At 55.6% G+C, this 23213-nt stretch carries 24 protein-coding genes and 1 pseudogene; 24 read left to right on the top strand and 1 reads right to left on the bottom strand.

What is annotated here, in order from left to right; translation table 11 throughout:
* Positions 1-751 precede the first annotated feature (751 nt).
* The 11 genes and pseudogenes from KI241_RS16575 (at position 752) to KI241_RS16625 (ending at position 11516) form a co-directional block, all read left to right on the top strand.
* Positions 752-1501, top strand: coding sequence for a hypothetical protein (locus KI241_RS16575; protein WP_212802733.1), 750 nt, complete (start codon positions 752-754; stop codon positions 1499-1501).
* A 110-nt stretch (positions 1502-1611) separates the two neighbouring features.
* Positions 1612-1842, top strand: a complete 231-nt coding sequence (locus KI241_RS16580) for an AlpA family transcriptional regulator (RefSeq protein ID WP_212796455.1) — start codon at positions 1612-1614, stop codon at positions 1840-1842.
* Positions 1843-1846: 4 nt separating this feature from the next.
* Positions 1847-2689 (top strand): ParA family protein, encoded by an 843-nt coding sequence (locus tag KI241_RS16585; RefSeq protein ID WP_212802734.1) that lies wholly within the window; start codon positions 1847-1849, stop codon positions 2687-2689.
* A 310-nt stretch (positions 2690-2999) separates the two neighbouring features.
* Positions 3000-4570: pseudogene (locus tag KI241_RS16590) on the top strand (ParB family protein).
* Entirely contained in the window at positions 4567-5115 is a 549-nt protein-coding gene (locus KI241_RS16595; protein ID WP_048392851.1) for a DUF2857 domain-containing protein, read from the top strand. Before KI241_RS16590 ends, KI241_RS16595 begins: the two are co-directional and overlap by 4 nt.
* Positions 5112-6299, top strand: a complete 1188-nt coding sequence (locus KI241_RS16600) for an STY4528 family pathogenicity island replication protein (RefSeq protein ID WP_212802735.1) — start codon at positions 5112-5114, stop codon at positions 6297-6299. Before KI241_RS16595 ends, KI241_RS16600 begins: the two co-directional genes overlap by 4 nt.
* Positions 6300-6443: 144 nt before the next feature.
* Positions 6444-7199, top strand: a complete 756-nt coding sequence (locus tag KI241_RS16605; protein ID WP_212802736.1) for a PFL_4669 family integrating conjugative element protein — start codon at positions 6444-6446, stop codon at positions 7197-7199.
* Positions 7196-7714, top strand: a complete 519-nt coding sequence (locus KI241_RS16610) for a DUF3158 family protein (RefSeq protein WP_212796459.1) — start codon at positions 7196-7198, stop codon at positions 7712-7714. Before KI241_RS16605 ends, KI241_RS16610 begins: the two co-directional genes overlap by 4 nt.
* Complete coding sequence (locus KI241_RS16615; protein WP_212796460.1) at positions 7711-8178, top strand: single-stranded DNA-binding protein; 468 nt, start codon at positions 7711-7713, stop codon at positions 8176-8178. The genes KI241_RS16610 and KI241_RS16615 overlap by 4 nt, the downstream gene beginning before the upstream one ends.
* A gap of 207 nt (positions 8179-8385) precedes the next feature.
* Entirely contained in the window at positions 8386-9396 is a 1011-nt protein-coding gene (locus KI241_RS16620) for a hypothetical protein (RefSeq protein ID WP_212802737.1), read from the top strand.
* A gap of 152 nt (positions 9397-9548) precedes the next feature.
* Positions 9549-11516: a DNA topoisomerase III gene (locus KI241_RS16625; RefSeq protein ID WP_212802738.1), complete on the top strand. Its 1968-nt coding sequence runs from the start codon at positions 9549-9551 to the stop codon at positions 11514-11516.
* A gap of 43 nt (positions 11517-11559) precedes the next feature.
* Here the strand turns inward: KI241_RS16625 and KI241_RS16630 are convergent, their stop codons facing one another.
* Complete coding sequence (locus KI241_RS16630) at positions 11560-11817, bottom strand: hypothetical protein (RefSeq protein WP_048392840.1); 258 nt, start codon at positions 11815-11817, stop codon at positions 11560-11562.
* 208 nt (positions 11818-12025) lie between these two features.
* Between KI241_RS16630 and KI241_RS16635 the strand changes: the two genes are divergently transcribed.
* The 13 genes from KI241_RS16635 to KI241_RS16695 all read left to right on the top strand — a co-directional run bounded on the left by KI241_RS16635 (position 12026) and on the right by KI241_RS16695 (position 22993).
* Complete coding sequence (locus tag KI241_RS16635; RefSeq protein ID WP_212796463.1) at positions 12026-12367, top strand: helix-turn-helix transcriptional regulator; 342 nt, start codon at positions 12026-12028, stop codon at positions 12365-12367.
* Between the two features lie 906 nt (positions 12368-13273).
* Positions 13274-13855: an STY4534 family ICE replication protein gene (locus KI241_RS16640; protein WP_212802739.1), complete on the top strand. Its 582-nt coding sequence runs from the start codon at positions 13274-13276 to the stop codon at positions 13853-13855.
* Positions 13856-13926: 71 nt separating this feature from the next.
* Positions 13927-14184, top strand: coding sequence for a hypothetical protein (locus tag KI241_RS16645; protein WP_212802740.1), 258 nt, complete (start codon positions 13927-13929; stop codon positions 14182-14184).
* 99 nt (positions 14185-14283) lie between these two features.
* Positions 14284-14778: a DNA repair protein RadC gene (radC, locus tag KI241_RS16650; RefSeq protein WP_212802741.1), complete on the top strand. Its 495-nt coding sequence runs from the start codon at positions 14284-14286 to the stop codon at positions 14776-14778.
* Between the two features lie 55 nt (positions 14779-14833).
* Positions 14834-15598, top strand: a complete 765-nt coding sequence (locus KI241_RS16655) for an ABC transporter substrate-binding protein (protein WP_212802742.1) — start codon at positions 14834-14836, stop codon at positions 15596-15598.
* An 89-nt stretch (positions 15599-15687) separates the two neighbouring features.
* The gene (locus tag KI241_RS16660; protein ID WP_212802743.1) at positions 15688-16230 is read left to right on the top strand and encodes a PilL N-terminal domain-containing protein; all 543 of its coding nucleotides are present in this window, start codon (positions 15688-15690) and stop codon (positions 16228-16230) included.
* Positions 16227-16898 carry a chemotaxis protein gene (locus tag KI241_RS16665; RefSeq protein WP_212802744.1) on the top strand — a complete coding sequence of 224 codons (672 nt, stop codon included), beginning with the start codon at positions 16227-16229 and terminating at the stop codon, positions 16896-16898. The genes KI241_RS16660 and KI241_RS16665 overlap by 4 nt, the downstream gene beginning before the upstream one ends.
* A gap of 9 nt (positions 16899-16907) precedes the next feature.
* Entirely contained in the window at positions 16908-17627 is a 720-nt protein-coding gene (locus KI241_RS16670) for a TIGR03759 family integrating conjugative element protein (RefSeq protein ID WP_212802745.1), read from the top strand.
* On the top strand, positions 17609-18157 hold the full coding sequence (locus KI241_RS16675; protein ID WP_212802746.1) for a lytic transglycosylase: 549 nt from the start codon (positions 17609-17611) through the stop codon (positions 18155-18157). The genes KI241_RS16670 and KI241_RS16675 overlap by 19 nt, the downstream gene beginning before the upstream one ends.
* Positions 18154-18669, top strand: coding sequence for an integrating conjugative element protein (locus KI241_RS16680; RefSeq protein ID WP_212802747.1), 516 nt, complete (start codon positions 18154-18156; stop codon positions 18667-18669). The genes KI241_RS16675 and KI241_RS16680 overlap by 4 nt, the downstream gene beginning before the upstream one ends.
* Positions 18670-18678: 9 nt before the next feature.
* Positions 18679-20784 (top strand): type IV conjugative transfer system coupling protein TraD, encoded by a 2106-nt coding sequence (gene traD / locus KI241_RS16685; protein WP_212802748.1) that lies wholly within the window; start codon positions 18679-18681, stop codon positions 20782-20784.
* A gap of 87 nt (positions 20785-20871) precedes the next feature.
* Positions 20872-21603 carry a TIGR03747 family integrating conjugative element membrane protein gene (locus KI241_RS16690; protein WP_212802749.1) on the top strand — a complete coding sequence of 244 codons (732 nt, stop codon included), beginning with the start codon at positions 20872-20874 and terminating at the stop codon, positions 21601-21603.
* A 109-nt stretch (positions 21604-21712) separates the two neighbouring features.
* A complete protein-coding gene (locus KI241_RS16695) occupies positions 21713-22993 on the top strand; it encodes a hypothetical protein (protein WP_095973832.1) in 1281 nt (426 codons plus the stop codon).
* The last annotated feature ends 220 nt before the right edge of the window (positions 22994-23213 follow it).

The raw sequence follows: 23213 nt of genomic DNA on the forward strand, positions 1-23213 counted from the left end.
CGCCAGCGTGGGCGAAGACGGTTTCATCATAGGTCGAAAGACCTGGGAAGGTAACGGCTGGATTACCGGACAGCGCATAGAGGCCTCGGGGAGTCTGCTTCTCAGGCCCAACGGTAGAGGTGGAGATGGCAGGTGCCTGCCACTCTCCACTTGCGTGCAGGGACAACGAACGTATTCGTCAGCGCCTGGGCAAACGGTGGCTTAAAGCGATAGTAGGTTAGGGGGCGCACCACATGTCTGCACGTAGGTCTGCGCAACACGTAGTTCGTATTATTGCTACGAGGATCTACGGCCCACACATTGGCAATTTATCTTTTTCGTGCATAGCAGTATTCTGCCCTACGAACTTTTAAGAGTAATCCCGCCCAGCTATTATCTCCGCGCGAAGCCACAACAACCATGAAGCCAGGTTGCGCAGCACTTATTCACCATCAACTAATGATCCAAAAGACTCGTCTGGACGCATTCAGAATGTGAGAACGTTACATAGGAGCCACGCAATTAGGCTTCTCAGCCACATTCTTCCACATCTGAAAATAACACGACGGTTCTGGATCATAGAGCTATCCAACAAATATAAGTTAATTATAGCTAAAGCTCTTCGTTAGATCTCCCCGGCCCAGACCAACACCAGGACGGAGGTTATCAAGGGATCGATCTGAACCAAGAGACAGGCACCGCAAGGAAGCAAAGGCCAGTACAGGCGTCTAAAAAGGTACCTAGCGGTTGCATCCCGGATGAGGCCGCTAGCATGTACACAGCTCACAGTTTCAATCCATGGGAAAAATCGTTTTACCGGCCGATTGATGCTGCCATACGCTGGTGTGGGCTAATGGATCACGAGGCTCGAATTCTAGACAGCGCCTGGGATTGTCCAGGCTTGCTGTCGAAGCAATTTCCCCAATGGCCATGTCTGCATATCAACATGGGGAAAATTCTCGATGCCATACGAAACAACGAGATCCCTTATGGTTATTTCGGTGTAACGACTCGGCCAGGTAGCCCCGTCGACTACAGGCTCGTAACTGTCAGGCATACGGATCTCAAATATTGGATGATTCACTATTATCCAGACCAACGCCCCGCTTTTCTATTTGGAAGAAAGCCGCCTGATGATTCAAAAATAAGTATTGATACCTACTTGACGCTGCGAGCTGATCGAGATGCTCTCGAAGTCAAGCTTAGGGCGATAGAGATCGCTCATGAGGCCCTTCTGGAGGAACTCAAGGCGATAGGCTTAGAAAGAGAACGCTTACACTCTCTAGTTGAGACACGAGGCGAGCTAAATGACCGTAGCGAGGCTGGATATCTGTGCGTCATCGGCGCTTTACTCGAAACCCTTCTTGGATCCTCACCAGGAGGAGTACCTAACTCGGTGTTCAAGTCGCAAGCCGCTATAGTTGACTCAATCACTGCGCACTTTGAAGGTGTTCCAGGATTGAGCAAGCGCTCCCTGGATAAAAAATTTGCTGCGGCAAGACGTAGCCTTTCTCGGAATTGAAGCATTGCATTGCAATCTTATCTATTGCAATGCAATGACACTCTCCCATCAGTGCTATTCAATTCAGGTCACTTCCCACTATGCGCCAACCCGCGCCAGGAGTGACCACTATGCCCAGCCAACCTTTCCCCATAGCTGAAGCGCCTCAATCCATTAACGAACGTCACATCATGCGGCGTGAAGAGGTGGAGCGGAAAACCGGGTTTAAACGGGCGCACATTTATAACTTGATGAAAGAAGGTAACTTCCCTCAAGCCAAACGCATTGGACTGCGTGCCGTAGGCTGGGACTCACTGGAGATCGAACAGTGGATCACTGAACGTTTGGCGCAGCAGGCCTGATGTCATGCGTGTGGTGTCAGTAGTATCCACCAAAGGTGGAGTGGGAAAAACAACAGTGGCTGCCAATCTTGGCGGTCTGCTAGCGGATGCTGGCCTACGCGTCCTGCTGCTCGATCTGGATAGTCAACCCACTCTCTCGAGCTATTACGCTTTGAACCACGAGGCCCCCGCCGGTGCGTACGAACTCATTGCACTCAATCAAACAGATCCTGAGCAGATAATCTCCATGACCGAGGTCGTCGGTCTCGATCTGATCCTCTCGAACGATGACCAAGGCCGACTGAGTACCTTGCTACTTCACGCCCCGGACGGGCGATTACGGCTGCACAATTTGCTCGACCATTTCCGTACCCGTTATGACCTGCTGTTGATCGACACCCAAGGCGCACATAGCGTGCTACTGGAGATGGCCGTCCTGGCATCCGATCTCGCCCTTTCTCCCATCACACCGGAAATGCTCGCAGCGCGCGAGCTACGTCGTGGCACCTTGAAGTTGCTCAGCGAACTCGAACCGTTCCGCCACTTGGGCATTTCACCACCCCCCTTGCGATTGCTACTGAACCAAGTGAACGCCCTTCGGATGGACACTCGAATGATCATCTGCGGTCTGCGGAAGACCTTCGCTGGGGCTACCAACATCTTCGTTCTAGACACCGTAGTTCCAGACCGAGTGGCGTATCTCAATGCAGCCTCTCTCGGTCTGCCCGTACACCGAATTGAGACGCGCCGGTCAGGTAAACGACGCTCAGCCTCGGCACTGGAAACTATGCAAGCGCTGGCCATCGAGTTATTTCCGGAGTGGAGCACAGCAATCTCTACAGTAAGCAGGTACGAGGAGGCTCAATAAAATGAGTCGCCAAGCCGGTATCTCTCGCCAAGTCATTTTAGTTTGATTGACCTTGAGGCCAACGGTGTTTGGCAAGGAGTCTCTTTATGCTGGATCACCTTCCCATCATCGTTCAACCACCTCTTAGACTAAACCACCCACCTTGCGAGGAGTACTGCACCGTAGTTTTTCGCCTGCAGGGTGGGCGCTCGGCCATAGGATGGCTCCTCGCAGAGCTTTCTCACCATTTCGAAGGTTCGGGCACTGCCGAGATCGTCAAGTTCGAGGTCGACGACAATTTGTACAACCAGCGTTGACTGAGGTTGCTCAAATGAAAAAGCTAAATCAGGAGCAGATCACCGACAAACTGCATCAAGACCACTTCCCTCGGAGTCCAGAACTGGAGCGGCTTTCCGATCCACTCATCGACACGCCTATGCTGGTCACGCTGGAGCAGCTACGCCCCTACGAACACAACCCGCGCTTCATTCGTAATCCGCTGTACGACGATATCAAGGCGTCCATCCGTGAACGCGGATTGGATCAACCTCCGCCGATTACCCGCCGCCCGGGAGAAACCCATTTCATCATCCGCAACGGCGGTAATACGCGCTTGGCGATTCTCGGCGAGTTGTGGCAGGAAACCCGCGATGAACGCTTCTTCCGCATTCATTGCCTGTTCCGCCCCTGGAACAATGAAATCACCGCCCTGCTCGGCCATCTGGCTGAAAGCGATCTGCACGGCCAACTCACCTTCATTGAGCGTGCTTTGGCGGTAGCCAAACTCAAAACCATGTTCGAACTAGATGGAGCGACACTCTCGCAACGAGAGCTGGCGAGCCGTCTTGCCGCTGGGGGCTACCCCATTTCACAGCCGCACATCAGCCGGATGCTCGACACCCTCGAACACCTCCTGCCCGCCATTCCACAAACCCTGTATGCCGGATTGGGTAAACCCAAAATTGAACGTTTGATCGGTCTGCGTAGCCAGGCTGAACGAACCTGGAATCGTTATCCAACCGACATCATTGCGTTCCCCGAGTTTTGGCTCGAAACCTTGAGCCAATTTGATGCCGATCCCGAGTCTTTCGATCTTGAGCAAATCCAGGATGAGCTGCTCGAACGTATGAGCCGCTTGCTCGGACAGTCCTACCGCATGTTGACCTTGGAGCTGAGCGCCACACAACGGCCTGGCATTGTCATCACGCCTTCAGAGAACAGCCACCTACCGAGCGTTGATGAAGCCGCGGCAGGACCTCCCCCTCCGAGTCCCGCCCCCCATCAGTTGAAACTAGAACCCGGACCGAAACAGCGCGAGACGAGCAGCTCACGCTGCCCGAAACGAATGTCGCATCAGCAGTCAGCCCTCCGTCACGTGTCCAAAAAATTCGCGAACAGATTGATCGCGACACTGCCACCGAACCAACACCGAACGTCGCAACCTGCACGATCGACGACATCTGGATCATCGCACCAATACTGGATACCCCCGAACAACTACGTTTAGCCATTGCCGGACTGGCTCGGGAAATGGCGGCCTATGCAGGACATCCCGAGAGCATCATCGATCAGAAGTATGGCTTGGGCTTCGCCCTGAATATCGAGCAACTTGATCTTGCAGCACCTCGTGCAACCGGCGTTCACCTATTGCTCCTGGCCCTGCTGCGTGCCCAAGACGACGTGAACTGGGAGGATCGCAAGCAATTGCCCTCAGCCTTGTTCGGGCAACTGCTATTGGGGGTCTATGAACTCCCGCTGACAGATCGTCCCGCCGTGGACGTAGGACTGGAGCGTCTGCCCGACGGTCTCTTAATCAAACTGTATCGCCTCATTCGCTTAGCTCGACGCTTGATCGACTTGACGCTTACCGCTGAAGGCGGCTCACCAAAGGAGGAGCTATGAACCTGTCCTTCAATGTGCTCAACCAGGCCATGCTGACTCAGGTCCTTCACGAGTTGCGCCTGGGTAACCTGCAACGCTGCAAAGCACTCGGGCTGGGTGAAGAGGACATTTACCTGTTGCAATCCTTACCGCCCACCACACTGTCACGCCTGGCCCATGCCACCGTCCCCTGGGTTGAGATCAAGATTGATTCGTCGGTGCTACATCGCTTGATCGACCAGGCCGAACGCGACGAACAGAACGAGCGCCTGATCAACCGAGCGCTCAAGCTCGGTGCCAGCAGTACTATCATGTATCAATGCTTTGGCTTGGCGCATTCGGAAACCGCCCTGCGCCGACGTCTGCTCAAGATAGAAACCCGTAAGGGCCGCCCTCAGAACTTGAGCGAAGCGCAGGAACATGCGCTCTGGCAGCGTTGGTGCCAGCTACGCGCTCAGGACGGTGCTGAGGATCAGCTCGACGCCATGATGATGTTGGCGGAGGAGCAACAGATCAGCTTGGCCATCGTTTGGCAGCAGATCGACCATTACAGCAACGGAACATGAATACCACCCCGTCCAGTCGCTGGCAGCGTGTTCTGCAGCAATGCACCCAACAGTTGAGTGAACACTGGCCCGCACGCCCGACCACGGAACCACCCTCCAACCAGGCCCTTCAGGCTGGCTTTCTTTTCAGCGGCCAATCACACGAAGTCGTGCCGCGTCGCCTGCTGCTGGATTGTCGGCTGACTCCGCTGGAACGTAATGCATGGCAAGTATTTCGACTCATGCTGCAGGGCCAGGGAGTGGTCACCCCGCGTTATGAAGATCTGCAACCTTACCTGTCGAGCGTTCCCTATGGTGTATCAGCCTCCCGCGAAACCATCGCTCGCGTCCTTACGATGCTTAGGTTGACGCGCTGGCTTAGCTTGGTGAGTCGTGGCCGCGATCAGCTCAGCGGGCGCCTACAAGGTTCTCTGTATGTCCTGCACGATGAACCGTTAACTCCCGCCGAAGCCATGGAGCTGGATCAGGATTATCTAGAGCTGGTCGGAAATGCCCTCGATCATGCGAGCAAAGCTGTACGTATTGTCGCGCAGCACATTGTGAAAGACATCCACCAAGACACGGATATCGACCTGGGTCGACTCCCCACCCGGCTCGACAGTTGGAGCGAACATTGGACACATCAAGGATTGGATCAAGGAACCGATGAAGCGCTACACGATTCCGAACTGGCAGGTGATCACCGCGTTCGGAATCGAGTGAAACCTAGTCCGGATTCCGAACGGGGTCTGAACGCCGCTGTTTCCGGCACCGTTCGGAATCCGAACGCCGCCTGTACTGTATTAAAAGAAAGTATTTGTACTGTACCGCGCGCAACCCCAGCGGTGGATAACCTGCACTGGCCCGATCCTCTGCAGCTGAGCCCAAGCGAACGTCAGGCGGTCACCGTGGCGCTGGGCAAACTTAAACCAGCGGATCGACAGGCAGTGCTCAACGAAGCGGGCGCGCGATGTGCCGCCGGTGGTATCCGCAAACCAGCGGCCTATCTGATGAGCCTGATCCAGCGAGCGCTGAAAGGCGAGTTTCGTCCTTGGGCCGGTCAGGCTGAATCGCTACCTATTGCTGAACCGCCACCCGTCCCGTCACGCCCACTTAGAAAACGGGGCGAACCCGCCTCTGCCCTTGCCCAAGCATGCCTGAATGAGTTGCGCCAGCTGCGTGGCAAACGCCCTGGACGTCAGTAGATTTGATGCCACTGGCATCAGTGCCGAGCGTCTTAGAAATTAGCCGTCTCGAACCAAACCGAACAGACCGCATTCAGCTTTTTGGCTGTCCTTGACCTTTATCTGTCGCAACGTTCCCGTCCAAGCAGATGCGAGGACAACACCGTGGCCGATCACTATCAGCTTAACCTGGGCTCATTGCGCAGCAGCATCACCCTGACACTGCACACCCACCACGCCGCCCGTATCTGGCAAGGACGAACCGCACGTGAAGGCGTCCATTCGATCATGGGCATGGCCGGCTACATCAGTGTCACCAACCTGATGAAACAAACTGCGGCCCAGGACGACCCCTATGCCGATTGGGCCATCGTGCAACTCGAAGAAAAATTGACGCAGGCCAAAGCCGGGATGCTGGAACTGACCCAACAATTGGATCGGATCAGACAGGATCTGCCGACGCAGATCGACATGAGCGATAACCTCAATATCCACCCCGTCACCTTGCCCTTGTACATCGGCAGCCAACTGGGGTTCCTCGCCGTCTACCTGCTGACTGACTACGACACGCTGGTGCGCCACACACTGCTTGCTCATCACACCGCCTTGATTGGTCGCAGAGACATGGAAGCCTGGATAGACGACGGTGCTCATCTGCTGCGCAGCCTGTTCGGCCAGGCGCAGCGTTATCGACTTGCAGGTGTCACACGCGATGACATGGCCGCAAACAATGCCCGCGCACTGGCAGCCATGAAAAAGTTTGGATTGCCCCCCATGGACATCCTTGAGGGACATCGCCGTTCCCAGTTCGCGCCACCGATCATTCGTCGTGGCGCTGTGCCAGTGGATGACGCTGATGCGTTGATGGAGGACGCGGTAGCCTCATCTGCGGCAGTGAATGGGCCGGAGGACGAAGCATGAGTCCCATGACACCCGTTCAACCATTGCCCCGCGAAGCATTGACACCGGATGCCTATCGACAACTCGAACACGCTGCCTCCCTAAAAGGCCTTTTAAAACCTTTTAAGGGTAAGGGGGAGCTGGAACACCTGGCACAGATGGCGAGGGAAATCGAGGCGCAGTTATGTCACCTGATGGAGGCCGTGGTGCAGCAAGCCGCACAACCTCCTTACTCACTGCTGAATATTCGATTGGTGCTGCAGAACACCAGTGCAGGCAGCACATTTTTGCGTTGGCGTACCCGTGACTTCACTCGTATGGGGGTTGCGGTCTGGGAACGCCAAGTCTCCAACAAAGCCTTGCTGCAAGCCATACGCGAGGGATTGTACCGTTTCGAATGCGAGCGCATTGCGCTGAACTTGCAGATGAGCGTGGTGCATTCGCTCTACCGCCAGGCATCGACCTGCGCGATCAAAATGGCCAGTGCCGAACGGCTGCTAAGCCAACTCACAACCGCAGTGGAGGTATCAGGATGAGTACTTTTTTTGTCGGCGAAGGCAACATTGGCAGTGCGCCAGAGTTCCAGGAATTTTCATCAGGCAATGACGAGCCACGGCGTTTGCTACGGCTGAATGTGTACTTTGACAACCCCGTGCCACGCGAGGGTAGCTATGAAGATCGAGGCGGCTATTGGGCGCCAGTTGAGCTCTGGCACCGCGAGGCTGAACACTGGAGTACGCTGTACCAGAAAGGTATGCGTGTGTTGGTCGAAGGCCGGACAGTGCGCGATGAGTGGGAGGACGCCGAAGATAACGCCCGGGTGACCTTCAAAATCGAAGCCCGTCGAGTCGGCATCCTGCCTCATCGCGTGCAGAACGTGGTCATGCGGGAACGATCCAGTGAACAGACGACGGCTGCAAAACAGGTCGAGCAAAGTGCAGAGCGGACCAACAATCAGAGTTCGTCAGCGACCTCAAAACCCAGAAAACGTAAAGAGTAATTGGTCAATAAATGATGTAACTAGGTATGTAATTGCGCCCCTGCGCGATACAACAGTACGAGGTACCATTGCCCCATCGACATCATGCAATGGATACGCACTGTGGGACTGCTTGCCTATAGGTTGGATGGGACACCCGTTGTCTCGGTATTCCTAACGGACGAAGAATGGAAAACCGAAGCACTGAACAAATCCCCGGATCTCTTCATGCCCGAGACCAAAAGCCGAGCGGTGCTCAAGGTCTCACGGCTTGGGCATCGTTTCTTTTCCCACAAGCCAGGTGAGCGCAAACTCAGTCAAACAGGCGGCGAAAGCGATGATCATGTCATGCTTAAAATTAAAACGCTTTTTGCTGCCACAGCCGCGGGTTGGTCTGCACTTCCTGAGCAGTCAGGGGTAACAGCTTCCGGCAAATTCTATCGGGCTGACGTTCTTTGTACTCATCCGAATGGCAAGACCAAGGTGGCTGTCGAAATACAACGATCAACACAGCGTGATGTCGACTACGAGGAGCGTCAGAGAGTCTACGTGGAAGCAGGTATTCGCTGTATCTGGATCGACATTTCCAAGAAAGCGTATCGTCATCACATCAGCAAGCCAACCAAAGCACTTCCTCGATTTGAGTGCAAGCGTGAGTCTCCCGACAGTACTGGCACCTACCTCGTATCCATCGAAAAGCAAGACATCGACTTCCCTGAATTTATTCAAGGAGCACTCACGGGAAAACTCAGATTCATTGAGCACGAAGTGAATACCTCCCTTCACCACATCAGAATCCATCGAAAGCGGTGCTGGAGCTGCAAAATTCACATCTGTTTACTAGACCCGGAATTTACTGAGGATCTAGTACGGCAGATGCCGAAAATCGTCTCCACGATCCATCGCAAGACCACGCACATTCAAGATATGTGCAGGATCAAGCTGATTCACTTCAAAAAAAGAGGAGTCAAAGAGCACGTCTCATGCTGCCCACACTGTGGTATTGCGCAATCCTATTCTGAACTGGACCACAGGTTTGAATTGGCTGATCACGTGGCGTTTCTCGCCATTGCCCGACCTACCGGTCTTTTACCCAGAAGGTTCTGGTCTTGGGAGACTCACCCGAAACTTGAAATGCTTCCGCTCCCAGGAGCCGCATTTCTTATCACAGGAGAGCCTGACGACGACTCCGCATTGCTTGAGATCCTGCGCGAAAACCTTAAAGGGTGCCATTGGTAAAATCTGTACTTATTGATGACTGCTGACCTGGCAGTTTTCCGGTTCTTGGCTTCCCGTCAAAATTAATATGGGTAACTTAGCAATCCGGTTTCCCATATCTCGCCATTACTGTTTCCAACAACGCTGCTCCGAACTCAATCCGGAGCAGTTCTATGCGCCTCTTTCTTTGCGAGAAACCTTCCCAAGGTCGTGACATCGCCAAGGTTCTCGGAGCCAACCGGCGCAGTGATGGCTGCCTGATCGGACCCGAAATAACCGTTACCTGGTGTGTCGGCCACCTGCTTGAGGCCGCCCCACCCGAAGCCTATGGCAAGCATCTCAAATCCTGGTCACTGGACCACCTCCCGATCATTCCCAAGCAATGGCAGGTCGAGGTCAAGCCCAAGACAGCGGCACAGTTCAACGTCATCAAACGTCTGCTCAGCGAAGCTCGCACCGTTGTCATCGCCACCGATGCCGATCGAGAAGGCGAAATGATTGCCCGCGAGCTACTGGAACTCTGCAATTACCGAGGCCCCGTTCAACGCCTCTGGTTGTCGGCACTCAATGAGGCGTCGATTCGCAAGGCATTGTCCTCGCTCAAGTCTGGTCAGGAGACTTTTCCACTCTACCACTCAGCCCTCGCCCGCAGCCGGGCTGACTGGCTGATCGGCATGAACCTCAGTCGTTTGTTCACCCTTCTCGGACGGCGAGCGGGCTACGAGGGCGTATTGACCGTTGGACGCGTACAGACCCCCACATTGCGTCTGGTGGTCGATCGAGATCGTGCAATTGCCAGCTTCGTCTCGGAGCCCTACTGGGAAGTGAATGTGCACCTGGCCTCAATGGGACAACCATTCATCGCGTCGTGGTTACCACCCAGCTCAGGGAGTGACGAGGCCGGCCGTTGCCTAGAGCAGGCGCTTGCCAGTCAGACCGTCGAAGCGATCTTCAGCAGTAAAACCGCCACAGTACTCTCGCTGCAGACTGAGCATTTCCGCGAAGCGCCACCCCTACCCTTCGACCTGAGCACACTGCAAGAAGTCTGTTCACGCAAGCTGGGGCTTGGCGTTCAAGAAACCCTGAACATAGCCCAAGCCCTATATGAAACGCACAAAGCCACCAGCTATCCGCGCAGCGATTGCCGCTATTTGCCAGAGAGTATGTTTAACGAGGTACCCACAGTTTTCGATGCCCTGCTCAAAACGGATCCCGCACTACGGCCTGCGCTCGGAAGCCTCGATCAATCATTGCACTCCCGCGTTTGGAACGATGCCAAGGTCACCGCGCACCACGCCATTATCCCCACCAGCGAGCCGGCGAACCTTGCGCGGATGTCCGAACAAGAACGCCAAGTCTACGAACTGATTCGCAGCCACTACCTTGTGCAGTTTCTTCCACATCATGAGTTTGATCGGACCCACGTAGAACTGGAGTGTGGTGAAGAGCGACTGACCGCCGTTGGCAAACAGATCCTGGTTCAGGGTTGGAAAGGTTTGCTCTACGAAAACACCGAGGAGGATGAGCCCAATCAAAAGGCCCAAGCTTTACCAGTCTTGCAACAGGGTACTCATTGCGCCGTGGACGACGTCGAACTCAAGTCCATGCGCACCGCCGCTCCCAAAGCGCTGACCGAGGGCGATCTGATCAAGGCCATGAAAAATGTGGCCAAGTTGGTCAACGATCCACGCCTGAAACAGAAACTTCGGGAAACCACCGGTATCGGTACCGAAGCCACACGAGCCGGCATCATCAAGGGATTGATTGATCGTGGTTATTTGCTAAAGAAAAAACGCGCCTTAATAGCCTCGGCGGCGGCCCATACCCTGATCGAGTCGGTACCCGTTGCAGTCACTGATCCGGGTATGACCGCGATCTGGGAGCAGGCTCTGGACGAAATCGAAGCGGGACGTCTGAGCCTGGATGCATTCGTCGCCAAGCAAGTGAATTGGATAGCGCAGCTGGTCGCAAGCTGCGGCTCACTTACTTTAGCCATGCCTATCGAAGCCGGTCCGGTCTGCCCCATTTGCGATGCCTCAATGCTCAGGCGTAAAGGAAAATCAGGGCCGTTCTGGTCATGCTCGCACTATCCGGACTGTAAGGGCACTGTGCCCATCAGAAAAGATACGCGTCGCCCGTGACGCGCCATTGGAGATCAATATGAGTGTTGGGGCGATGTAAGGGTCAGTGCATCATTAACGGCGGCTGATCCCTCTCCAACTCACTTAGTGGTTGTCCAATTTCACGGGCCAAGGCGAGACCTGTCGCAATCCATATCTGCCCCAATTCGTTGAACGCTTCCAGGTGAGCAGGATCTTCGTTGAGCCAATGGACAAGGCTGTCGAAATGCTCGGAATTCTCAGGGCAATCATGAATCTTGATGAACAGCTCCAGTGTTCGCTCCCAGATCCGATCCATAACATCCTTGCTCTCCTCTTCCATGCTCAACCAATCCTCAGCTTGTCCTTATCAGACCGTTCATTCTCAATGGCCATCTTGGAGTCTGCCCCTGGAGGAACAGAACCCTCGTCGCATTACACAGCTATTTCAGCCAATATAGCAACCTGATAAGTCGATACACAACCCTAAAGGATGTTCATGTCAACGGGTCTTTGCTCAACCATTCGGGTTGAACTGGAGAACTCATCACTTGGCACATAAACATCCGACCCAAGCCCAAATTGGGCGCATGATCGCTAAGCACCGAACCCAGCGTAATCTGACCCAGGAAGAGGTGGCTGAACGCCTGGGGATTGGCAGTGAAGCCATCTCGCGCCTGGAGCGAGGCGTGGTGGAGCTCTCCGTGGTCAAGCTGATGCAGTTAGCAGATATTTTCGACTGCCGGATGGATGAACTGCTGACGGAGTCGAGCAATCGCCCCAATGACCAAGGCCAGATGATCGCGGGTTTGCTGCGTGGACTGACAGAAAGCGACCGTGCCTTTATCCTGGCTACTGTCGAACAACTGGCTGCTCATCTCGCCAACAAATGAGCTTATGCGCTGGTATTCGATATCCGGGCCTTTGAGGGGAGGCTCTCTGCCTTGACGTCATCTCCCCCTCTCTGCTGTAGTGCCTCAGGATCATCGCCAACGGCGACCCAAGACCGATTCGCTCCGGGTAGCTCGGTCGAACTCCTTGAGTTCGGAGCCTTCTCTTCTGCGGGATTTTTCATTCCCGTTTTGTGCTCGGCCTGATCGTGGTGGCGGATGACCACTGTTGCCTCCAAGGCAACAGTGGTCATCCGCTTCGGCGATCATATTCAGTCCCGGAGCCCGCCGGGGAATCACTGGGCACCCTTTGTGCGCGGATGCGTGCCAGCGTGTGCCGACCCAGGCCACGACAAGGGTCGGTTGGCGGGTCATGGCGCAGGTAAATCAAGTTTTGCGAGGAGCTTTTCGACTGCGTCAGACCGCCTAAGGTGGCTTTTCTATTCCTCGCCTGGCCCCCAGCCAGGCTCACTCTTCACTTTCTTCAGTCCAGTAATTTCCACTGTATTCCGGCCATAAAAAACCGGCTTGCGGCGTCTTGACGCTCCCCTATGACAGGCTTATACAAAGGGTGTGGTTCGCTGTCGTTGACAGCCCAGCCCAGGTAGCTTGAACCTTCAAGGCTACGCCACGCTTGTGGTGGTTTACCCAAGTGCGATCAGCGTTCGGAGGCTCGCACGATTGCCGCTTCAGCGGTGATGAATGCCCACTATCCCCAGATCCGCAGACCACTACTGCGGATCCTCTTCTGCTGCATCGCTATTCCCCAGGCGCATCGTTCTGATTGTCATCGGCTTGCCGGTGTCGAGTCGTTCATCGCTCACCTTCACCTTACCCACCCTGACGGGGACTCACTTCCCCGTCAGGGAACTGTGCGTCGCCGTTTTTCCTTGAAAGGAGAACCACACCATGGCCCACGCCAACCAATCCCAAGAAGCAACCACTTACTTCAATCTGCACACCGTCGGTATCGGCTACCTCAACCGTGTTCGTGAAGTACAAGTCCGCCGCGGGCAGCCATTCATGGCGTGCGATATCGCAGCGCTGCATGGTGCCACCGATGCGGTGGAGTACACCCGCTTCGACTGCAAAGTCGCTGGGGGCGAAGCTGAACGCTTGATTCGTCTCTATATGGACGCCGTCAAAGCCGAGAAAAAGGTCTTGCTGTCGTTCCGTATCGGCGATCTGTGGATCGACCCATTTCTCTATGAGAAAGGCAATAAACAAGGCCAACCGGGCGCCAGCCTGAAAGGTCGTCTGCTGTACATCGACTGGATCAAGGTCAACGGCACGTTCGAGTACAAAGCGCCCGCCAGGCAGGAGGCAACAGCACCTGCTGAGCAAGCGCCAAACGGTGAGCCATCCCCAACGTCGGCTGATGCCGAAGCTGAGGAGACCGAAAACCCAACAGAGTCCAGGACTGAACCTGAATCTCCACCCACTCCCAGCACGGCCCGCCGTGTCGCCACACGTACTGTTCAGTCCGCCTGAACAATTCACGATGTTTTACATCAAGGCGCTCAATCGAGCGCCTTTTCTTCAGTCAGCACAGGAGAACCAACATGGAATCCTTCTGGCTTTGCGACGACTGCCTGTTCGCTGCGGCTTACGAGGACTACAGCACGTTATCGCTCTACTACACGACGGATGAGATCGAGAAACGAATCGCCGGTCTCCATCAGGAACTGGTTCGATTAATGCCCATCAGTGCCGACTTCGATCCCGAAACCGGCCGGGGGATAAGAACCTTCTCCTCATTGCCCTGCGACGGTGGTGATTCACACCTGCCCGGACAACGCCACCGATTCACTCGGCTTTAAACAGCGCGTCATCGGGCAATGCCCGTGACTCTATATCCACCTCGGGGACACCACTCCCCTTGGGTGTGTACCCCGGATTGTTCCCTTCGGAGGTACCCCATGAGCACCCAACTCACGCTGATTGAAACCTCGGATGTCGAGGCTGATCGCATTGCCCAAGAAAACCAGCTGATCGACGAAGCGCTGCACATTCTGGATCGTCGGCTGTTCACCCGCGGCCCCAACCTGACGTCACCTGACGCCGTGGCCTCATACTTAAAACTGCATATCGCACCCCAAGAGCATGAGGTTTTCGGTGTGATTTTTCTCGATGCTCGCCATCGCGTTCTGGCATTCGAGATCCTCTTTCACGGGAGCATCGATGGCGCCAGCGTTTACCCCCGCCAAGTCGTCAAGCGCTCCCTAGCGCATAACGCAGCAGCCGCGATTTTTGTTCACAACCATCCCTCCGGTTGCACGGAACCCAGCCTGGCGGATCATGCCTTGACCGCAAGACTGAAGGAGGCCTTGACCTTGGTCGAAGTCCGCGTACTGGATCATTTCATCGTCGGTGAAGGTCGCCCTCTCTCCCTTGCCGAGCATGGCTGGCTTTAACCCTCAATAGGCGTCTTCGGACGCCTTGTTCATTTCCTTCTGGAGAACCCAATTCATGAACCCTTCACCCCAACTCCCAGCTCTGCTGGAAATCTCAAACCCATTTGCTCGCGGCTACGACAACTTGCATATCGAACGACTGCTACAGATCACCTACGCAAATGACTGCCCTCCCTGCTTTCGCTCCGTAGACGACGCACAATCCCATCTGCCCGACGATGCGTTAGAACAGTTTCCCTGCGTGTTCAATGATGACTTCGCTCTGATCAGCGAGGGTCAGCCCATTCCGGATGAATTGGATGAACGCTTCCAGTCAACCGGGCTGGTGCGGCAAGTGATCTATGCCGTGACGGGCGAGATGCTCAACGAGCGACATCACGTCGGTGACCTGTACTCCCTGGAAGAAGCCCAAGCCACGATCCATCGTTTGAGCTTCGAAACGGGCCACTACAGTCGAGCCTGGGAGATCAGTACCGCACACCTCACTGACGAAGCACTGCGCTACTTGGAAAGCCGGGTTGGCAATGCCGTCTTCAAGCCAACCGGACTGCTGTTTGAACCTTTTGCCCTGCCAGACTGCAATGGCGTCGGGTGTAAGCTGATCGGCACGCCCTGGACCGACGATAACTTGGTGCAGATCGAGGGCGCTCCTTACTCGTCGCTTAGGCAAGATCAGCTCGACGCCGGTACGCCGGAGGCCTTGGTCAACGTGCTGTATCTGGCGGCATTGGCGGATGTGCGATTGTTGATCTTTGACCCCGACGCTAGCGTTTTGGATGGGCTAGCCATTTATGACGAAATAGCAACGCGTTCAACTTAAACACGACCCGTCTTGAATCAACTTACTCACTGAATCGCTCCTTCACCTCATGTCAAGTTCTGCACTGAATCTGACATGAGGTTTTTTCCATGGAGCGTTTTCTCACGCCTGTCTGCCTGCTGGGTTTGTTGAGCGCCTGCACGGCGCAGATCCCTAATACATTGCCGACCCATCCGGAGGTCGACAGTGGCTCCAATCGGGTCCAGCGCTCGAAGGACGCAGTTGAAGAAAGTCCTCGGGCAGAACTCCGCTATGGCCGCTATACGCTGGTTAGCACCGAGCCCACGACAGAGCAACGTGATCTTCTGGCTCAAATCATTGACGTGAGCATTCCGTCCAACCTAAATCCCTCGGTACAGGAGGCGATGCACTACGTGCTGCAGCGCTCAGGCTATTCGCTCTGCTCTACTGCTGAACCAGTAAAGATCCTGTTTACCCGGCCTCTGCCCGCCGCCCATTACCGGCTCGGCCCGATTTCATTAAGCAACGCTCTACAAGTACTGGCTGGCCCCGCCTGGCAACTCACGATCGATGAGGTCAGCCGTTCGGTCTGCTTCGAACGGCAAAAAAATGATGCTGCCGTCGTGCGGGTCGCACCCAGCGTGCCCCATCAGCCGGAGGCACGCCCATGAAAGCCTCGACGTTTCAAACCCTCATTGTCGGCTCACTTTGCCTGGCGGTCTCCGGGCTGAGTGGTGGTTTGTATAACCAGTATCAACGCGTGGCCGAGCTGGAATATGCGGACACCCAACGCCTACAGGCCCTGAACACCCTGCAACGTGATTCAAGCACTCTCATGGATGCACAGGAAAAGCTGCAGTACGCACTGAAAGACCTGAAGCAAATGGTCGATACCGGTGAGCAACAGGCCAATACCCTCGATCCGATGTTGGATCAATGGGCGCAAGAGATACAGGAGCTACGCGACGGTCTGGCAGACCGCGCCACCGAAGCCGACATGATCACGCTACGCGCACGACTTGAGCACGTCGAGCAGCAACTCCTGGACATCAAGACCCAGCCACCACTCCCACCACCAACGCCCTCCTCGGCCAAGCCGAAAAAAGCCTCTCGTCCAAACCCTGCTCCGCTCTCGCCGCCATTCTCCGTGTTGGGTGTCGAATCTCGCGGTGGCGAGCGCTTTCTGGCCGTCGCTCCTCCTGATAGCCGTTCGCTCAAGGATATCCAGTTGCTGCACAACGGCGAGCAGCTCGGCACATGGCAGCTGAAGGCGCTGGAGCCGAACGCGGCCATCTTCACGGTGCCCACTCAGCCAGACCAGACCGTGCAACTCCCTTGAGAAACGATCATGAACCGAGCGCTACTGTCCCCTGTCGTCTGTCTCGTTTCATTGCTTAGCACCAGCGCTGCGATGGGTAACCCTGTCACGACACCGTCACGGACCCAGGACACGCAGCCTGCTCCGCTGGAGCGTTCGCACTCAGAACAGGCGGCAAGCTGGGGTCTAACGGAGCAGGAGTGGACACGCTTCAAACAGATCCAAGCCGGCCCGCGTGGTTACTGGAGCCCGAATCTCGATCCGCTGACTGCACTCGGCGTCGAAGCAGAGAACGACCAGGAGCGTCAGCGCTATGCCGAATTGCAGGTAGCGCTGGAAGCCAAACGTGCCGAGCGCGAGTTGGCCTACCAAAATGCTTACACCGCGGCCTGGGCCAAGCTGTTTCCGGGGCTGTTGCCGATCCAGGGTATGGCATCCCCGTCCCCTGCCAGCTCATCGGTAGAGCCGCGCCAAGCTCTGTTTGTCGAGGACCATTGCCCAGCGTGCACCGCTGAAGCGCAGCGTCTGCAAAGCAGTGATACGGCGTTTGATATTTACATGGTGGGCAGCCAGGGCGAGGATGAACGCGTCCGTCGCTGGGCTCGGCAAGCGGACATCGATCCGGCCAAGGTTCAGCGCCGGCAAATTACCCTGAACCATGACCGAGGTCGCTGGTTCAGCCTGGGTGCTGCGGGGCCATTGCCCGCCACATTTCAACAGGTGAACGGACAATGGCAACGCTTAGACTGAGTGGACTTGCACTCATGCTGACGATGCTCGCAGCCCAGGCTGACGAACTTCCGCCGCCTGCCTATCAACTAGCGGCGCATGACGCCGGCATCCCTTCAACGGTGCTATTCGCGATTGCGCTGCAGGAGAGTGGTATCCGCATCCGTGATCAACTGCTGCCCTGGCCCTGGACCCTGAACATCGCAGGAATACCTTACCGATTCACCACCCGAACGGCCGCCTGTCACGCCTTGCTTCAAGCACTCGCCCGGCATGACGCCAAGCGAGTTGATGTCGGTCTTGCACAAACCAACCTGGGTTACCACGGACAACGTTTCCCCAGCCCTTGCGAAGCCCTCGATCCCTACCGAAATCTCGCCGTGACTGCCGCGCTGTTGCAGGAGCATCACGCCGCTACCGGTGATTGGGTGTCAGCTGCCGGCCGATATCACCGCCCGGCAGGAGGAACGCCGGCCGCGCGTTACCGCGCCGGCTTTTCCCGACAACTCGAACGATTGCAGGTTTCCTCCAAACAGGGCACACCACAATGAAGCGAATACCCCTTATCTGCTATTTCATCCTGCTCTTGGCTCCTTTCGCCCAGCCGGAACTGACCGTAGCCGGGGATCAGCCTAGCGACTTCACATGCCTCCATTTTCAGGTCGCCAGGCCGCCAATAAACAACAAAATCCAGCCTGATCGGGCCATGCAGGCGGACCTGTCCACGTTTGCCGATGAAGCCTGGATACTACCCGTCCGCAGCTCTCACTTGAGCCCCGGTCAAATCACGTCTCGCGCCCTGAACATGCCGGGCTTACGGCCATTTTTCCTGGTAGGTGAGGATCCCCAGTCACTGGCTTGGTTGCGTCAACGCGCGACTGAACTGCAGGAAATGGGCGCGGCCGGTCTAGCGGTTGAAGTAACCGATACCGAAGCTTTGGCCCGAATTCGAGCAGCCGCTCCGGACATCACCATCCTGCCGGTCAATGGCAACGACATCGCCTCTCGCCTGAAAATTGAGCACTACCCTTTCTTAATCACAGCCACCTCACTGGAACAGTGAGTCTGGGTCATGGCCGAGCATGCGATGGAGTCCAAACTCCGGCCCGCAGTCGAGCTGTATACCGTGGCGATCTGCGTCGCCGCGGCGGTGTTATGCGTGTATTCGCCCTGGGCCGTGGCCCTATCACCCGAGATCGGTCTGATTGCGGCTCTGGCATATGCCCTGTTCGGTTTGATCCGCCTCCGACAAGCCTGGGAGGTGTTGCGCTATCGGCGCAATATCCGCCGGCTGCCTCGCTACGAGCTGACCAGCCGGCAGATTCCGGTGAGCCGCAAACGTCTGTTCATGGGCCGCGGCTTTCGCTGGACCCGCCTGCACACTCAGCGCTTGGTCGAGGCGCAAGATCCGGCGGTCGCTCAATATATCGAGCAACCGACCCGATACCGCCTGGCACGTGGACTCGAACAACGTCTGGAGCATGTACCGTTTCCGCTCTCAGCATTGGCCCGTGTCACGGTTTGGGACAGCGCTTTCAATCCATTGCGCCCTTTGCCCCCAGTCGGTGGCTCGCCGCTGTTGCATGGGGTCGAGCCCGACGAAACAGAAGTCAGTCTGCCATTAGGTGAACGGGTCGGACATACCCTGGTGCTGGGCACTACCCGCGTTGGCAAGACCCGGCTCGCCGAGGTTTACATCACTCAAGACATTCATCGCATCGAACATGAGGTGGTCATCGTCTTCGATCCGAAGGGTGATGCCGACCTGCTCAAGCGCATGTACGTCGAAGCCAAACGCGCCGGTCGGGAGAAAGAGTTTTATGTGTTCCATCTGGGTTGGCCAGAGATCTCTGCCCGCTACAACGCCGTAGGACGTTTCGGACGCATCTCGGAAGTGGCGTCACGCATCGCCGGGCAACTCAGTGGTGAAGGCAACTCCGCAGCCTTTCGTGAGTTCGCCTGGCGTTTCGTCAATATCATCGCCCGCGCCTTGATCGAGTTGGGTCGGCGTCCGGACTACCTGCAGATCCAGCGACATGTGGTCAACATTGACGCGCTGTTCGTCGAATACGCCCAGCAGTTTTTCGCCAGAACCGATCCGAAAGCGTGGGAATTGATCGTCCAGCTTGAAGGCAAACTCACCGAAAAGAACACTCCCCGGCATATGATCGGGCGCGAAAAGCGCGTGGTGGCCATCGAACAATACCTGGCGACGAAACGGGTGTTTGATCCGGTAATGGACGGACTGCGTTCAGCGGTACGATATGACCGTACTTATTTCGACAAAATCGTTGCCTCACTACTGCCGCTGCTGGAGAAACTCACCACCGGCAAGACGGCCCAACTGCTGGCCCCTAACTACACCGACCTAGATGACCCGCGGCCAATCTTCGACTGGATGCAGATTATCCGAAAACGCGGCATCGTCTACGTCGGCCTGGATGCACTGACCGACGCCGAGGTGGCTGCCGCCGTGGGCAATTCCATGTTCGCCGACTTGGTCTCGGTCGCGGGCCACATCTACAAACATGGCATTGACCACGGCCTGCCTCAGTCGGGTAGGAGCAGTGACAAGCTGCCAATCAACCTACACGCCGATGAGTTCAACGAGTTGATGGGCGATGAGTTCATTCCGCTGATCAACAAGGGTGGCGGTGCCGGCATTCAGGTGACGGCCTACACCCAGACCCTCAGCGACATCGAAGCGCGAATCGGTAACCGGGCCAAGGCCGGCCAGGTGATCGGCAATTTCAACACCCTGCAGATGCTACGCGTGCGTGAAACCGCTACCGCGGAGTTACTCACCAAACAGTTGCCTATGGTGAATGTACTGACGAAAACGCTGGTGTCCGGTGCCACCGACACCTCCGATCCCGACGCCAACACAGACTTCACTTCGTCTTCGCAGGATCGCGTCAGCAGCACCAGCGTGCCGTTGATCGAGCCCGCTCACATCGTCAGCTTGCCCAAGGGGCAAATGTTCTCCTTCCAGGCCGGTGGGCAGCTCTGGAAAGTCCGCATGCCTTTGCCTAAGCCCTCCAACGATGATGTCATGCCCAAGGACCTGCAGGAGCTTACCCAACGGATGCGGGCCACTTACAACGAACAGGCGGGCCAATGGTGGAGTGCGAGCGGTGGCGGCCCAACAACCAACTTCGATCTAGATCAGGTGGGGTAGCCCGCCCCGCTGCAGGTTTTGATTCAGCAGAAAACGATCCAGAAGACATCGTGGCGACATCTGCTCTGCAACGCATTGGAGTGAACGATGACGACTTCCGCACCAAACACGCCACCACAACCGATCCAGCACCCAGGATTAATCGTCTCGGCGATTGGCTTGGTTCTACGCATCATCGGTTTGCTGATCGCCTCGTTGCTATTCTCGATCCTCATTGAGTTCGTTGGTCTACTGCTATTCTGGAGCGACCAGGGTTGGCGACACAGCCAAGCCATGTTGAATAGCGAGTTGGGATGGCTCACCGAGCACTTCAAAGCCTCACTCATCCTCCAACAACCCGGGCCAACGATTGTCCAGTGGTTGGATCTCCTCAATCAGTGGCTGCTAGTCAAGACTGGCTTTGCGGATTTTGCCCGGCAAGCGAGGGTGTCGAGCCAGGGCAACGGGTTTTGGAGTTGGATCACCCACCTCTACGTAAGTATTGAAGATTTCGTGCTGGCAGCGGTGTATGTGACCTTTACCTTCGTGGTGCGCCTGACCATCCTGTTCCTGGCCATGCCGCTGTTCTTGCTGGCCACATTCACTGGTTTTGTCGATGGTTTGATGCGCCGTGATTTGCGTAAATTTGGCGCGGGACGAGAAAGCAGCTTTGTTTATCACCGCGCTAAACGAGCAGTGTTACCACTGTTGATCGTGCCCTGGATCATTTACCTATCTCTGCCCTTTTCGCTCAACCCCATCGCTATTCTTTTGCCTTGCGCGGTAGTACTTGGAACGGCAGTAGCGATCACTGCGACGACGTTCAAAAAATATCTCTAGACGCTTAGCGAAGCTATTTTCCCATTAGCCCTACGCTTTCAACTCAAGCTGCCGAAACAAATTATATTTACAGCGGACGACTCAAAAACCAACGGAAGCAGGGCAGTAGATGAACGCACAGTCAAACGCTTCAGAAGAAGCGATCAGGGCACAAAACACTGAAGCACAAAATCAAAGTTCGATAGGTTACATTCAGGTTTTCTTGGGAATTCTGAATGATGGCAAGTGGTGGTTGGCTCCCATGGCTAGCCTAATTTCGATCTTACTTCTGTCGAAGTATTTATGGGTCATCGGTCATCCAGAATTGATTCTGAGCTCCATTGGAAGCCCCTCGAATCTGCTAGTTTGGCTGATCTTTACGGTACTTGGTTTTCTATTACTGCTAGTAACCTTCTCAGTACCGTCGCTGTCATTCATGCTTTGCATGGGCTTGGTTGAACCTGGACGCGACTTAGAACCGGTGCTTGCCAAACGCTTGAGCTGGGTGATCGCATTGGGCTTCGGAATAATGGCGTTGAATCTTCTGGCCTCCACGTTTGATCTTGAGCTGACACCATGGTTGACGTTCGCGCTGGTGACGGTCATATCAATGTTGGCGGCGAAGGTATTGCTGTCTACACACAAGGAGCTCGCCGACGCGGCATTTGAGGTACCTCAAGGTCAAAAAAAGCCGGTCCACCATAAAGCTCACCGATACCTACGAATGACGCTATTGGGCTTCCTGCTTGCGTTTACTGCAATGAGCGGAGTTCTACCTGCGCAAATCGCGCTTCTGGCTTGGCGAGGAGCTGAAAATGGCTGGGAGGCGCGAGCAGCCATTGGAGCCTGTCTACTCGTAATGATGATCTATCTAGTCCCAGTAATTTTGTTCTACTCGTTTAAGGGGAGTCTGGTACAACGCGCAGGCAAAGCATCTCTTGCGATGTTAGGGGCTATTTTTCTCAATGCCATGCTAATGCCCGCGATTTTCGATATCTGGGTATATTCAGCCGCCAACCTGCTTAAACTTCGTGACAACCGACCTCTCGGCTATGTGTTGGATGCAAAGGACTATCCTAAAGCCCTATTTGAGTCCGCGCCCTGGGAGCGTCAGTCGTTCGAGGGCACAGAGGGTCTCTACAGCGTGAGCGCCTTTCGCCAATTCCGTTTTGGCGACGTTCTACTTCTATGTCCGGGACGTTACGCCGGACTTTCACTCAAGCTCCTTGACGCTTTTTCCGATCGTTGCATCGCAGTGTCAGATGCAAAGGTGAAAGCAGCCGCGAAGCGCACGCCGGTAGCAACACGCCCACTTCCAGAGCCATTTTGTCTACTGGCGGCACGTGTACCTACCAGGATTCCGTTGCCGATAGGAGATTCCGCGCATTGTATCTATAGGACTATTTTCTAACACCCAGGTGCTTCCTCTGCATATCCGAGCAGCCTGTCAGAGTGCACTGCTCGGATGTGACCTGGGGGTAATGTTGGTTGCGATAATCGATCACGTTCAAATTGCAGGTCTATACGCCCACGGCCGAATCAATGATGCTTGTAGCCACTCGGGCTATCATGAACAAAAAAGCTCTGCGACGCTTACGCGTTTGACGAGCCCCGCCGTGCCGTTAAATTTT

Source organism: Pseudomonas sp. Cab53 (assembly GCF_018325965.1).
GTDB lineage: Bacteria > Pseudomonadota > Gammaproteobacteria > Pseudomonadales > Pseudomonadaceae > Aquipseudomonas > Aquipseudomonas chlororaphis_E.

What these genes read in the sequence shown, in the direction of transcription:
- KI241_RS16680 (WP_212802747.1), top strand. Translation starts at nt 18,154, where the DNA reads ATGAAGCGAATACCCCTTATCTGCTATTTCATCCTGCTCTTGGCTCCT.
- KI241_RS16620 (WP_212802737.1), top strand. Translation starts at nt 8,386, where the DNA reads ATGCCCGAGACCAAAAGCCGAGCGGTGCTCAAGGTCTCACGGCTTGGG.
- KI241_RS16575 (WP_212802733.1), top strand. Translation starts at nt 752, where the DNA reads ATGTACACAGCTCACAGTTTCAATCCATGGGAAAAATCGTTTTACCGG.
- KI241_RS16660 (WP_212802743.1), top strand. Translation starts at nt 15,688, where the DNA reads ATGGAGCGTTTTCTCACGCCTGTCTGCCTGCTGGGTTTGTTGAGCGCC.
- KI241_RS16670 (WP_212802745.1), top strand. Translation starts at nt 16,908, where the DNA reads ATGAACCGAGCGCTACTGTCCCCTGTCGTCTGTCTCGTTTCATTGCTT.
- KI241_RS16610 (WP_212796459.1), top strand. Translation starts at nt 7,196, where the DNA reads ATGAGTCCCATGACACCCGTTCAACCATTGCCCCGCGAAGCATTGACA.
- KI241_RS16695 (WP_095973832.1), top strand. Translation starts at nt 21,713, where the DNA reads ATGAACGCACAGTCAAACGCTTCAGAAGAAGCGATCAGGGCACAAAAC.
- KI241_RS16665 (WP_212802744.1), top strand. Translation starts at nt 16,227, where the DNA reads ATGAAAGCCTCGACGTTTCAAACCCTCATTGTCGGCTCACTTTGCCTG.
- KI241_RS16595 (WP_048392851.1), top strand. Translation starts at nt 4,567, where the DNA reads ATGAACCTGTCCTTCAATGTGCTCAACCAGGCCATGCTGACTCAGGTC.
- KI241_RS16645 (WP_212802740.1), top strand. Translation starts at nt 13,927, where the DNA reads ATGGAATCCTTCTGGCTTTGCGACGACTGCCTGTTCGCTGCGGCTTAC.
- KI241_RS16625 (WP_212802738.1), top strand. Translation starts at nt 9,549, where the DNA reads ATGCGCCTCTTTCTTTGCGAGAAACCTTCCCAAGGTCGTGACATCGCC.
- KI241_RS16615 (WP_212796460.1), top strand. Translation starts at nt 7,711, where the DNA reads ATGAGTACTTTTTTTGTCGGCGAAGGCAACATTGGCAGTGCGCCAGAG.
- KI241_RS16580 (WP_212796455.1), top strand. Translation starts at nt 1,612, where the DNA reads ATGCCCAGCCAACCTTTCCCCATAGCTGAAGCGCCTCAATCCATTAAC.
- KI241_RS16690 (WP_212802749.1), top strand. Translation starts at nt 20,872, where the DNA reads ATGACGACTTCCGCACCAAACACGCCACCACAACCGATCCAGCACCCA.
- KI241_RS16585 (WP_212802734.1), top strand. Translation starts at nt 1,847, where the DNA reads ATGCGTGTGGTGTCAGTAGTATCCACCAAAGGTGGAGTGGGAAAAACA.
- radC (WP_212802741.1), top strand. Translation starts at nt 14,284, where the DNA reads ATGAGCACCCAACTCACGCTGATTGAAACCTCGGATGTCGAGGCTGAT.
- KI241_RS16600 (WP_212802735.1), top strand. Translation starts at nt 5,112, where the DNA reads ATGAATACCACCCCGTCCAGTCGCTGGCAGCGTGTTCTGCAGCAATGC.
- KI241_RS16640 (WP_212802739.1), top strand. Translation starts at nt 13,274, where the DNA reads ATGGCCCACGCCAACCAATCCCAAGAAGCAACCACTTACTTCAATCTG.
- KI241_RS16655 (WP_212802742.1), top strand. Translation starts at nt 14,834, where the DNA reads ATGAACCCTTCACCCCAACTCCCAGCTCTGCTGGAAATCTCAAACCCA.
- traD (WP_212802748.1), top strand. Translation starts at nt 18,679, where the DNA reads ATGGCCGAGCATGCGATGGAGTCCAAACTCCGGCCCGCAGTCGAGCTG.
- KI241_RS16630 (WP_048392840.1), bottom strand. Translation starts at nt 11,817, where the DNA reads ATGGAAGAGGAGAGCAAGGATGTTATGGATCGGATCTGGGAGCGAACA.
- KI241_RS16675 (WP_212802746.1), top strand. Translation starts at nt 17,609, where the DNA reads ATGGCAACGCTTAGACTGAGTGGACTTGCACTCATGCTGACGATGCTC.